The sequence below is a fragment of the Tahibacter caeni genome (genome assembly GCF_024609805.1).
Taxonomy (GTDB): Bacteria; Pseudomonadota; Gammaproteobacteria; order Xanthomonadales; family Rhodanobacteraceae; genus Tahibacter; species Tahibacter caeni.
This window is the reverse complement of the sequence record NZ_JANFVR010000155.1, coordinates 1-11,081: the sequence shown is the minus strand read 5'-3', so window position 1 is coordinate 11,081 and position 11,081 is coordinate 1. Positions and strand designations below refer to the sequence as shown.

11 protein-coding genes are annotated in these 11,081 nt (G+C 71.0%); 7 read left to right on the top strand and 4 right to left on the bottom strand.

The genetic code is table 11. The features are described 5' to 3' along the window. Both NON22_RS13935 and NON22_RS13930 read left to right on the top strand, forming a co-directional pair. A partial coding sequence (locus tag NON22_RS13935; RefSeq protein WP_257387547.1) for a chemotaxis protein CheB occupies positions 1 to 1,085 on the top strand: 1,085 nt, incomplete at its 5' end. Positions 1,086 to 1,093: 8 nt separating this feature from the next. Then, entirely contained in the window at positions 1,094 to 1,555 is a 462-nt protein-coding gene (locus NON22_RS13930) for a chemotaxis protein CheW (protein ID WP_257387546.1), read from the top strand. A 337-nt stretch (positions 1,556 to 1,892) separates the two neighbouring features. On the opposite strand, the gene NON22_RS13925 is transcribed toward NON22_RS13930, so the two are convergent. The 4 genes from NON22_RS13925 to NON22_RS13910 all read right to left on the bottom strand — a co-directional run bounded on the left by NON22_RS13925 (position 1,893) and on the right by NON22_RS13910 (position 7,717). Then, complete coding sequence (locus tag NON22_RS13925; RefSeq protein ID WP_257387545.1) at positions 1,893 to 2,633, bottom strand: 16S rRNA (uracil(1498)-N(3))-methyltransferase; 741 nt, start codon at positions 2,631 to 2,633, stop codon at positions 1,893 to 1,895. Between the two features lie 146 nt (positions 2,634 to 2,779). Further along, on the bottom strand, positions 2,780 to 3,835 hold the full coding sequence (locus NON22_RS13920) for a DUF6607 family protein (protein ID WP_257387544.1): 1,056 nt from the start codon (positions 3,833 to 3,835) through the stop codon (positions 2,780 to 2,782). A 25-nt stretch (positions 3,836 to 3,860) separates the two neighbouring features. Continuing rightward, positions 3,861 to 6,101 carry a TonB-dependent hemoglobin/transferrin/lactoferrin family receptor gene (locus NON22_RS13915; protein ID WP_257387543.1) on the bottom strand — a complete coding sequence of 747 codons (2,241 nt, stop codon included), beginning with the start codon at positions 6,099 to 6,101 and terminating at the stop codon, positions 3,861 to 3,863. 251 nt (positions 6,102 to 6,352) lie between these two features. Further along, positions 6,353 to 7,717, bottom strand: a complete 1,365-nt coding sequence (locus NON22_RS13910; protein ID WP_257387542.1) for an adenosylmethionine--8-amino-7-oxononanoate transaminase — start codon at positions 7,715 to 7,717, stop codon at positions 6,353 to 6,355. A gap of 50 nt (positions 7,718 to 7,767) precedes the next feature. Here NON22_RS13910 and gspG point away from each other — a divergent pair, with 50 nt between their 5' ends. The 5 genes from gspG (at position 7,768) to gspK (ending at position 10,840) form a co-directional block, all read left to right on the top strand. Further along, positions 7,768 to 8,220, top strand: coding sequence for a type II secretion system major pseudopilin GspG (gene gspG / locus NON22_RS13905; RefSeq protein ID WP_257387541.1), 453 nt, complete (start codon positions 7,768 to 7,770; stop codon positions 8,218 to 8,220). A 114-nt stretch (positions 8,221 to 8,334) separates the two neighbouring features. Further along, the gene (gene gspH, locus NON22_RS13900; protein WP_257387540.1) at positions 8,335 to 8,874 is read left to right on the top strand and encodes a type II secretion system minor pseudopilin GspH; all 540 of its coding nucleotides are present in this window, start codon (positions 8,335 to 8,337) and stop codon (positions 8,872 to 8,874) included. Further along, complete coding sequence (gspI, locus tag NON22_RS13895) at positions 8,861 to 9,304, top strand: type II secretion system minor pseudopilin GspI (RefSeq protein WP_257387539.1); 444 nt, start codon at positions 8,861 to 8,863, stop codon at positions 9,302 to 9,304. Before gspH ends, gspI begins: the two co-directional genes overlap by 14 nt. Continuing rightward, positions 9,301 to 9,906 carry a type II secretion system minor pseudopilin GspJ gene (gene gspJ, locus NON22_RS13890; protein ID WP_257387538.1) on the top strand — a complete coding sequence of 202 codons (606 nt, stop codon included), beginning with the start codon at positions 9,301 to 9,303 and terminating at the stop codon, positions 9,904 to 9,906. The genes gspI and gspJ overlap by 4 nt, the downstream gene beginning before the upstream one ends. A 1-nt stretch (position 9,907) precedes the next feature. Continuing rightward, the gene (gspK, locus tag NON22_RS13885; protein WP_257387537.1) at positions 9,908 to 10,840 is read left to right on the top strand and encodes a type II secretion system minor pseudopilin GspK; all 933 of its coding nucleotides are present in this window, start codon (positions 9,908 to 9,910) and stop codon (positions 10,838 to 10,840) included. Positions 10,841 to 11,081: the final 241 nt, after the last annotated feature.

The window sequence follows — 11,081 nt, the reverse complement described above, 5'->3', positions numbered from 1 at the left end:
CCTTCGGCGGCGGCGCCGCCGCGCCGGCGGCCGACGCCGACCTCGTCGCCAACGTGCCGACCTCGCGCGAGGCCGAGCCGGCCAAGCCGGCGCCGAAGCCGGAGTCCAAGTTCGAGATGCCGTCCAGCCTGTCGTCCTGGTCGCTGGAGCCGCTCAGCGAGAACGGTGACGACGCTCCTCCGCCGGCGGCCCCGGCCGCGCCGGCCGCCAAGGCCGCGGATTTCGGCGTGCAGAAGATGTCGGCCGAGAGCTTCCTGTCCGGCGGCAACTGGTCGCTCGAGGAAATCGTCGAATCCGCCGACGACGCGCCCGCCGCGCCGGCGCCGGCTGCCGCTCCCTCGGTCTCTGTCGAGAAGGTCGACGCGAAGGACTATCTCGCGCCCGAAGGCGGGGACGCGAGCAAGTTCGAGTTCGACACCTCGCTGAAGCTCGACCTCATGCCGATGGAAGAGGCGGTCTCGCCCGACCGTCCCGAATACGTCGTCGAGCACCGCCTCGACGGCTCGGCGTCGGTCAAGCCGATACGCCGCGTGTTCGTGCTCGGCGCCTCGATCGGCGGACCCGAAGCGGTGCGCGAATACCTCGCCGCGCTGCCGGCGCGCTTCCCGGCGCTGTTCGTGCTCGCGCAGCACATGGGCGCGGAATTCCTCGAGCTCATGGCCGCCCAGCTGGCCAAGGCCACGCCGCTGACCGTGCGCTCGCCGACCCACGGCGAACGCATCGCCCAGGGCGACGTCGTCGTCGTGCCGACCACGCACCGGCTGCTGTTCGACGCCGACGGCGTGGTCCAGCTCGCCCATCTGCCCGAGGCGTCGCCGTACACGCCGTCGATCGACCTGGTCGTGCGCGACATCGCCGACCGCTTCGGCGCGGCGGCCACCCTGATCATCTTCTCCGGCATGGCCCACGACGCGATCGAGGGCGCCAAGCACCTCTCCGCGAAGGGCGGCCAGATCTGGGTGCAGGATCCGGATACCTGCGTCATCAGCTCCATGGTCGACGGTGCGCGCGATGCCGGCGTCGTCGCGTTCATGGGCTCGCCGGCCGAGCTGGCCAAACACACCATCGCCGCCATCAAGGGCTGAGAGCGCACATGGATACCCCCCGAGAAATCCGCGGCGTACTGATCCCGATCACGAACGGCCGCGTGCTGCTGCCGAACGCGACCGTGGCCGAGGTCATCACGCTCGCCAATGTGGAAAAGATAGCCAATGCGCCGGAGTGGATTCTCGGCCGCCTGTCCTGGCGCGGCTGGCGCCTGCCGCTGTTCTCGTTCGCGATCCTGTCGGGCCTGACCCACGAGGAGGGCTCGACCGGCGCCCGCGTCGCCGTGCTCAAGGCCATCGGCGGCCATGCCAAAATGCCGTTCATCGCGATGCTGACCCAGGGCTTCCCGCGCCTGACCACGGTCAGCCCGGAACTGCTGATCCCGACCGGCGACGAGCACCATCACCCGCACGGCGTGCGCGCGCAGGTGCTCGTCCGGGACGACCAGGCCGTGATCCCCGACCTCAACCAGATCGAAACCCTGATGGCCGAGGCGCTGGTCGCCTGAGTCCGCGCCGGTCCCGCAGGCTTTCGTCGGGAGCGCGTGCGGCGCGATCCACGAAGATCGCAGTCCTGCGGACGGCGCCGGTGCGGGAACCCGCGCCGGCTTCCCGATGAGGTGGCTGCACGACGCAAACCCATCCCCACCCAGCCCTCCTCTTGAAGGGGGCGGGCTTGCTGCGGCGCGCCTGAAGCCCACGCGTTCAACGGAGTGAGAGGCCGCCGCTCAGAACCGCCGCTCCTGACAGCCTTGAAACCCCAGCGGACGGGCATGAAGTCTCGCGTGGCCGTCTGGCAGTCGGCCGTGAGAGCAGAAAACAGCGGCGCCTGCCGCTCGCCGCCAACTACGCGAAATCTCCGGCGATCGCCTGCAGCGCCGCGATGGCCGCGAGGCCGGCGGTCTCGGTGCGCAGGATGCGCGGGCCGAGGCGCAGGCCGCGGAAGCCCGCGTTGCGCGCGATCGCGATGTCGTGATCGGACAGGCCGCCTTCGGGGCCGACGAGCAGGATCGCGCCGTGCGCCACTGTGCCGATCTCGCGCGGGCCGAGATCGGCCTCGGGCAGCAGCGCGAAGCGCGCGACCGGGTCTGCGGCGCTCAGGCCCGCGCACCACTGCACGAGCTTCTGCGGCGCGAGCACGTCGGGCAGCGTGTTGCGGCCGCACTGTTCGCAGGCCGCGGCGACGACCGAGGTCCAGTGCGCGAGGCGTTTGCCGGCGCGGTCTTCGTCGAGGCGCACCTCGGTGCGCTCGGTCACGACCGGCACGATGCGCGCGACGCCGAGCTCGGTGGCCTTCTGCAGTATCCAGTCCATCTTCTCGCCGCGCGCCACGCCCTGGACCAGGGTCAGCGCGAGCGGCGACTCGCGCGACACCTCGCGGCGCGCGACGACTTCCGCGGTGACCGCGCGCTTGGCCAGCGCCGCGAGCCGCGCGTCGTACTCGCCGCCGTCGCCGTTGAACAGGATCAGCGGATGGCCGGATTCGAGCCGCAGCACGCGGGCGAGATGTTCGCCGGCCTGCTCGGGCAGCTGCAGCACGTCGCCGGCGGACAGCGGGGCGGGCACATGGATACGGGGAATGCGCATGGCGGAGGGATGACGGTCGCCGGGGCCGCACATTGTCGGCAATCGCGTCGGCGGCTGGCAAACCCGGCTGCGGATTCCACGCCGGACAGCGGCGCGGGTCCGTACCGGCATCCGTGATGCCGCGGACCGCGCCGCCGCCGATCTCCTCACTGCGTCGGCGGCACCTGCGCGGTCTTGGCCTCCTCCGGCGCCAGGGCCTGATCCAGCACGGCGTCGATATCGGCACGTGCGACGGTCTCGCCGGCGGCAGCCTTGTCGGCCAGCGCGAACAGCGCCTCGAAGCGCGGCCGCTCGCCGAGCATGTGCCTGAGGTCGTAGGCCTTGCGCTGCTGCGCGGCGTCGGCCCAGGCCTGGCGCACCTCGCGCCAGAACGCCTCGGTCTTGCGCCAGTAGTCGCGGCCGGCCGAGAAATCGATCGCGGTCGTGCGCTCGTAGCTGTTGATGCCGACCTCGCGTACGAGCGCGGTCGTCCTGCCGTCGGCGCCGAGCACGAGCTTCTCGTTATCCTGCTCGTGCATCCAGCCGCCCGGCGTCAGGGTGTGGCGATTGATCGCGCCGAGCACCTGGTAGTCGTTGCGCTTGGTGTATTCGCGCCGCGGCAGCGGCCGCCAGGTGAAGTCCGAGGTCCAGGCATCCACGCCGTTCGCATGGTTCCAGCGGCCGACGCTCGCATAGCGCGGCGCATCGTCGACCTCATAGACCGACTGCGACCAGGCGCCGCGCGCCTGCTCGGCCGGCACCGCGGCGAGCTCGAAATGATTGCGGCCGCGGAACGCCAGCACTTCCGTGGGCTGGTACTGCCAGTCCTGGCGCCAGTGCTTGATGACCATGCGCTCCTTGCCGGCGCCGGCGACGAGGATGTGCTGCAGCGCGATGAAGTCGCCGCGGTCCTCGGCCACGAACACGACTTCGTCGCCGCCCGAACGCTGTGCCGGCCTGGGCGTATAGCCGGGTTTCAGCGCGAGGGTCTCGTCGAACGCGAACGTGACGCGGTACTCGCCGGTCATGCCGAGGATGCTGCGGCGGTCGCAGTCGAACGCGAGTTCCGGCGTCGCCGGAGGGTCGTCGCAGGGACGCCGGTACTCCGCCGGCGCCGGCGTCGCCGGCGCGAGGCCGGACAGGTGCGGGGAGCGGCGTGCGCCGCCGGTGCTGGTGCAGGCGCTGGCGAGCAGGACGGCCGCGCAGAGAAGAACGTGTCGCATTGTGCAGATCTCCAGAAAGACGGGCTCAGTCGAAGCTGAGCTTGAAGCCGGCGCTGGCCGCGCGGCCCGGCGCGCTGTAGCGGTCGACGGCGGCGCTCGTGCTCATGCCGCGCACGCTGTTCCACTCCCAGTAGCGCTTGTCGCCGAGGTTGGTCAGGCCCGCATACACGGTCAGCGACGCGAGCGGGGTCCAGTGCAGATAGGCGTCGACGGTGCCGTAGCCCGGCGCGGCGAACGCCGTGCCGCTCGCGGCCGGCGCGAGACGCGTCTTCGCCCTCGCCATCGTGGCTATGATTTCGGCGCCCCAGCGCTCGCCGTCGTAGGCCAGGCCGAGTACGGCCTTGGCCGGCTCCACGCTCGTCAGCGGTACGTCGTTGACGCGGTCGTCGCCCTTGGCGCTGGTCATCGACGCGCGGATCTCCCAGCCCTCCAGCGAATTGCTGAAATGTCCGAGGCGCAGGCCGGCGCTGGCTTCGGCGCCGCGGATGTCGACGCGGCCGATGTTGCGCGACTGGAACAGCATCAGGCCGGTCTGCGGATCGGTGCCGATGTTGATCAGCGATTCGATGAAGTCGCGGTAGCGGTTGCGATAGACCGCGACCGACGCATAGCCGACATCGCCGTCGACGCGCAGGCCGGCCTCGCCGCCGCGACTGGTCTCGGGCTTGAGGTCCGGGTTCGGCAGCGCCGTGTAGCCGAACTGCAGATTGGTGAAGCCGACGTTGACGTCGCTGTACGGCGGTGCGCGGAAGCCCGTCGTGTACTGGGCGTAGACGCGCCAGGCGTCGGCGAAGCTGTAGATCGCCGCGAGCTTCGGCGACACGCGGTCGCTGTCGAGCTGCACCGGCGCGACGCCGGGATTGTCCTCTTCGAACACCGCATCGCGGCGCGGATCGATTTCGAAGCGGTCGTAGCGCAGCGCCGGCACCAGGTGCAGGCGGCCGTCGAACAGGCTCATGTCGTCCTGCACGAAGACGGCCGTGCGCGCCGTGTCGGTCAGCGGGAAGTCGCGCACCGGAAACACGTCGGGCGAGACCACGTTGCTGACCGTGCCCGTCGTCAGGTTGCGCTGGAAGCCGTCGCGCTGCTCGCGCACGCGGCCGACGACGTATTCGAGGCCGTAGGCGAGATCGTGGCCGACCGCGCCGCCGCCGAAGCGCTTGTGCACGAGTGCATCGACGCCGTGCTCGCGCTGCTCGTAGTCGAAGCGGCGATAGCGCGAGATCGGATTGACGGTCGCGCCGCTGACGACGCTCGCGCGGTCCTCGTAGGTGTCCTGGCGCGTATCGCTGGTCTGCGTGTAGACGCGCCATTCCACGGTGTCGGCGAAACCGGCGGAGAGCGCATGGCGCTGGTCGAAGGACAGCCGCGCGCGTTCTTTGCGGTCGTCGGCGTCCAGGCGCGCGTACAGGGTCTGTGCGCCGCCGACCGTGCGCAGGCCGAGCTGGTCCAGCGCGCGCGTGTCGGCGTCGCTGCGCGACGCGTCGAGCGTCACGCGCGAGAAGTCCTGCGCGTCGCCGTAGACGTACTTGGCCAGCAGCGCGTTGTCGTCGGTGTCCTGCGGATTCGGCCGCGTGCGCGTGCTGCCGGTCACGTCGCGCTCGCCGCGGTTGTTCAGCTCGTGGCCGTCGCGGTGCGTGACGACGGCGAGCAGGCCGTGGCGACCGTCCTGGAGCGCGCCGGTCACGCTTTCGGTGGCCTGGCGGTCGGCGCTGTCGTAGAGACCCTTGAGGCCGAGATAGCGGCCGTCGCCGGCGACGTAGTCGCGCGGATCCTTGGTCACGAAGCTGACGACCCCGCCGAGTGCGTCGGAGCCGTACAGCGCCGAGGCGGCGCCGCGAACGATCTCGACGCGCTTGAGCGAATCCAGATCGACGAAGTTACGCCCGGCGTTGGAGAAGCTGCCTATCGAGAACGCGTCGGGCGCGCTGACGCCGTCGACTTCGATGCGCACGCGATTGCCGTCGAGGCCGCGGATCGCGAAGCCGCCGAGGCCGAAGCGGCCGCCGCCGGTCACGCTGATGCCGGGCTCGTAGCGCACGAGGTCGCGCAGGTCCTGATTCAGGCGCCGGTCCATTTCCTCGCGCAGCAGCACCGTGGTTTCGGCGGCGATATCCTTGACCGCCTGCGCGGACAACGTGGCCGAGACGATGATGCGCTCGAGCTGGTCGTAGGTTTCGGGAGCGGCTTCGGCCGCGGGTTCGGCGCGCGCGAGCGGCGCCGCGATCGCGAAGGCGATCGCCAGGGAGAGACGGGTCAGCGGCATGGAACGGAGTCAGCCTGTACGTGCGGTGGACGCGGCTGGCGGCGTTCGGCGAGGAACCCGGCTGGCGATACGCGGGAAGGTCAAATTTCAGTTAATGATAATCGTTCTCGATTGGGTGTCAAACGGCCCGAGATCTGCAACCGAAGGCACGTCCTCTGGTCTGGCCGCGCGGTCAGAGCCGCCAGAGGCGACTGTCGTCAGGGCAGCGAAACTCTCACGCTGCGTCGCGCCGCATGATCTGCCGCCGCCGCTCAGCCTACCGCCGCGGCGATCCCGTCGCGTGCGACGCGGATCATCGCGGCGATCTGTCCGGGCTCGATCACGTAGGGCGGCATGAAATACACGACGTTGCCGAGCGGGCGCAGCAGCATCTCGTGGGCGAGTCCGTGACGGTAGACGCGCAGGCCGCGACGCTCGGCGGCCGGAAACGGTTCGCGCGTCGCGCGGTCGCGCACGAGTTCGACCGCGGCGATCAGGCCGGTCTGGCGTACGTCGCCGACCTGCGGATGGTCGCGCAACGCATCGAGCTCGCGCGCGAGCACGGCGGCGAGCTCGCGATTGCGCGCGAGCACGGGCTCGTCGCGGAACAGCTCGAGCGTCGCCAGCGCCGCGCGGCAGGCCAGCGCGTTGCCGGTATAGCTGTGCGAATGCAGGAAGGCCTTGCCGCTCGCGTATTCGGCGTAGAACGCCGCATAGACGGCTTCCGTCGTGACCACGGCCGACAGCGGCAGGGTGCCGCCGGTCAGTCCCTTCGACAGGCAGAGAAAGTCCGGCGTGATGCCGCCCTGTTCGCAGGCGAACAGAGTGCCCGTGCGGCCGAAGCCGACGGCGATCTCGTCGGCGATCAGGTGCACGTCGAATTCGTCGCAGAGCGCGCGCAGGCCTCTCAGATAGCTCGGGTCGTACATGCGCATGCCGCCGGCGCACTGCACGAGCGGCTCGACGATGACGGCGCAGGTCTCTTCGGCGTGCTGCTCCAGCAGCGCGCGCAGCTCGGCGAGGCGCCGTGTCGCGACCTCGGCCGCGGTCTCGCCGGGCTCGGCCAGATACGTGTCGGGCGACGGCGCGAACAGCGGCTGCAGCAGCAGCGGCGAATAGGTGTCGCGATACAGCGGGACGTCGGTGACCGACAGCGCGCCGAGCGTCTCGCCGTGGTAGCTGCCGCTCAGAGCGATGAAGCGCTGTTTGGCGCCGCGGCCGAGGTTGCGCCAGTAGTGGAAGCTCATTTTCAGCGCGACTTCGATCGCGCTGGAGCCGTTGTCCGCGTAGAACACGCGTGCGAGGCCCGGCGGCGCGAGCGCGACGAGCGCCTCGGCCAGCTCCAGCGCGGGCTCGTGGGTGAATCCGGCCAGCATGACGTGGTCGAGCGTGTCGAGCTGCCGCTTCAGCGCCGCGACGATCCGCGGGTGGCGATGGCCGAACACGTTGGTCCACCAGGAGCTGACCGCGTCGAGATAGCGGCCGCCGTCGGCATCGAACAGCCAGACGCCTTCTGCGCGGACGATCGGCAGCAGCGGCAGGGTTTCGTGGTCGTGCATCTGGGTGCAGGGATGCCAGAGCACGGCGAGATCGCGCGCGGCCAGCGCGGCGTTGGAACGGGGCAGGGGAGCAGGCATGGCTTTGCTATGATCGGCGACGTTTTCACCCGCTCGCAAGAAGGCCGCGCATGACCGCCGTTTCCGTCCGCCGCTCCGTCCGGTTTCCGGCGCGGGGCTTCACCCTGATCGAAGTGCTCGTCGTCGTCGTCATCCTCGCGATCCTCGCGGCGGTGGTCGTCCCCAAGGTCATGGAACATCCGGGCGAGGCGCGCGTCGCGCGCGCCAAGGCCGACATCCAGGCCATCGTGACCTCGCTGAACACCTACAAGCTCGACAACTTCACCTATCCGGCGACCGAGCAGGGACTCGAAGCGCTCGTCAGCAAGCCCAGCGGCGCGCCCGAAGCGCCGAACTGGCGCAAGGGCGGCTATCTCGACGGCGTGCCGAAGGACCCCTGGGGCCGCAACTATCTCTATCTGCATCCGGGCGCCCACGGCGACATGGACGTCTATACGCTGGGCGCCGACGGCAAGCCCGGCGGCGACGGCGAAGCCGGCGACATCGGCAACTGGAAGAGCTGAGGCGCGCTCCTCGCCCGCCCGCTCGCAGCCATGAGCGACACGACGCGCCACGCGTTTGCAGAGCCAGGCCGCACCGCGCGGCTTCGCGGTCCCGCACCGCTTCGGGGTTCAGTCGTGCGATACCCGGGCATCCGGCGCGGCGAAAGACCTCGGTCGCCGCGCGACGCCGGCTTCACCCTGATCGAAATCCTCGTCGTCGTCGTGATCCTCGCGGTGCTCGCGGCGGCCGTGACGATCGCGATGGCCGGCAGCGGCGGCGAGCGCCAGCTCGAGCGCGAAGCCGAGCGGCTGCAGGCGCTGCTCGGCTATGCCTGCGAGCATGCGGAAATCGGCGGCCGCGCGGTCGGGCTGAGCCTCGTCGACGGCGGCTTCGTCTTCAGCCAGCAGGACGGCGAGAACTGGAAACCGTTCGTCCAGGGCGAGCTGCGCGATCGCCAATGGCCGGCCAACCTGCGCGCGGAGCTGAGCCGCGACGGCAGGCGCATCGAGATTCCGCCGCAACCGCCCGAAGTGCCGCCGGTGATCTGTTTCGCCTCGGGCGAGCTCACGCCGTTCCGGCTCGAACTAGGCCTGCCCGACCTCGGCCTGCGCTGGCGCCTCGACGGCAGCATCGCCGGCGACGTGAAGCGGGAGCGGCGCGATGTGTCGCGCTGACGCGTCGATGCCGGCGCCGCGCCGGCGGCGCACATTGCGCCGGACCGGGCCCGAACCGGCGCGTGCGCGCGGCTTCACCTTGCTCGAAGTGCTGATCGCGCTGGTCGTGCTCGGGCTTGCGCTGACCGCGCTGGTGCATGCGGCCGGTGTCGGCGTGCGCGACTTCGGCGGCCTGCGCGAACGCAGCTACGCGGGCTGGATCGCGGCCAACGTACTGACCGAGGCGCGCCTGCGCGACCGCCTGCCGTCGACGGGACGGCGCGACGGCCAGCAGCGCTTCGCCGGCCGCGAGTGGTACTGGCGGCTCGAGATCGAAGGCACTCAGGACGCGCGCATACGCCGGCTGGCCGTGCAGGTGTTCGCCGACCACGAACGCACCGATCCGGTCGCTCAACTGAGCGGTTTCGCCGGCGACAGCGTGCAGCCATGAGGCGGCCGCGGACCATGCAGGGCTTCACGCTGGTCGAAGTGCTCGTCGCGACGGCCGTGTTCGCGATCATGTCGGCGCTGGCCTGGGGCGGGCTCAATGCGGTGATCCGCACGCGCGAGGCGCTGGTCGCCGAGCAGCAGGATTTCGCGCGCACGGCGCGCACGGTCGGCATGCTCGAACGCGATCTGCTCGGCGCGGTCGCGCGGCCGGTGCGCGGCAACTACGGCGAGCCGCTGCCGGCGCTGCGCGGCGACGTCGACCATCTCGAATTCACGCGGATCGGCTTCGCGAGCGCGCTGATCGACGCGCGCTCGAGCCTCGAGCGCGTCGTCTACGAACAGGACGGCGCCACGCTCAAGCGCGGCCGCTACGCGGTGCTCGACCGCGCCGCCGGCAGCGTGGCCGAGTTCACCGACGTGCGCGACCGCGTGCGCCGGCTGCAGCTGCGCTATCTCGACACGCAGGGCAACTGGCTCGACGCCTGGCCGCGCCGCGACGACAAGCCCGAGGCGCTGCCGCGGGCCGTGGAATTCCGCATCGACATCGACGGCGTCGGCGAGATCAGCCGGCTGATCGAGCTGCCGTCCGGCGGAGCGAACTGAGATGCGCGTGCGGCAGTCCGGCGTGGCTCTCGTCATCGCGCTGCTCGTGGTCGCGCTGGCCACGGTGCTGATCGCCGGCCTGCTCGACCGCGGCGAGCTCGCCGCCGCGCGCACGCGCAACCTGCTGCGCAACGAGCAGGCCGACGCCTATGCGCGCGGCCTCGAGCAATATGCGGCGCGCGTGCTCGAAAAGGACCTCGAGCAGAGCCGCAACGACACGGCCGGCGACATCTGGGCCATGCCGCTGCCGCCGACCGACGTGCCCGGCGGGCGCATCGCCGCGCAGATGCGCGACATGAACGGCTGCTTCAATCTGAACAACCTGATCTCCGGCGACGGCAACGAGGCCGAATGGCGCGAGCGCTTCCGCCGGCTGCTGACCGCGCTGCGCCTGGATCCGACCTTGACCGAGACCGTCATCGACTGGATCGACGCCGACGGCGAGCCCGGCGGCGGCGGTCACGGCAGCGGCGCCGAGGACAGCGTCTACGGCGCGCTCGCGCCGTCGTACCGCGCGGCGAACCGCGCGTTCACGCATGCCTCGGAGCTGCGCCTGCTGCAGGGTTTCGGCGGCCAGGTCTATGCGACTCTCGCGCCCCACGTCTGCGCGCTGCCGCGCGGCAGCCTGCTCAACCTGAACACCGCGACGATACCGGTGCTGCAGTCGCTGAACCCGCGCATCACCGAGGAAGTCGCGCGCCGGCTCTGGCGCGACGGCCACGCGAGCTGGGAAGACGTCAGCGACTTCCGCCAGGAACTGATCGGCCTCGCGATTCCGTTCGACCCGACCCAGGAGCGCGGCCTCGGCACGAGCAGCCGCTATTTCCTGGCCCGCGGCGACATCGAGCTCGACGGCCTGCTGTTCCATCCGACCAGCCTGATCGACCGCGAGCGCGGCGTGCGCGTGCTGCAGCGCTCGCGCGGCAGCGACTGAGCCGCGGCGGCCCACGCTCGCGGCCGTGCAACCGAACGACGCGGACCGCCGCGCAGGCCACGCTGCTGCGACGGTCGCCCGGGACCGGCGCCGGCCTGCTGCTACAATCCCGCGGTCCCGTTCCGCTCCGACCCCATGTCCGTTCTGCTGATCCGTCTGCAACCCAACGGCCGTCACGCCTGGCTCGTGCCCGGTGCGGCCGCGTCCACGGCCGGCCTGCCGCCCGCGGAGGCCGCCGCCC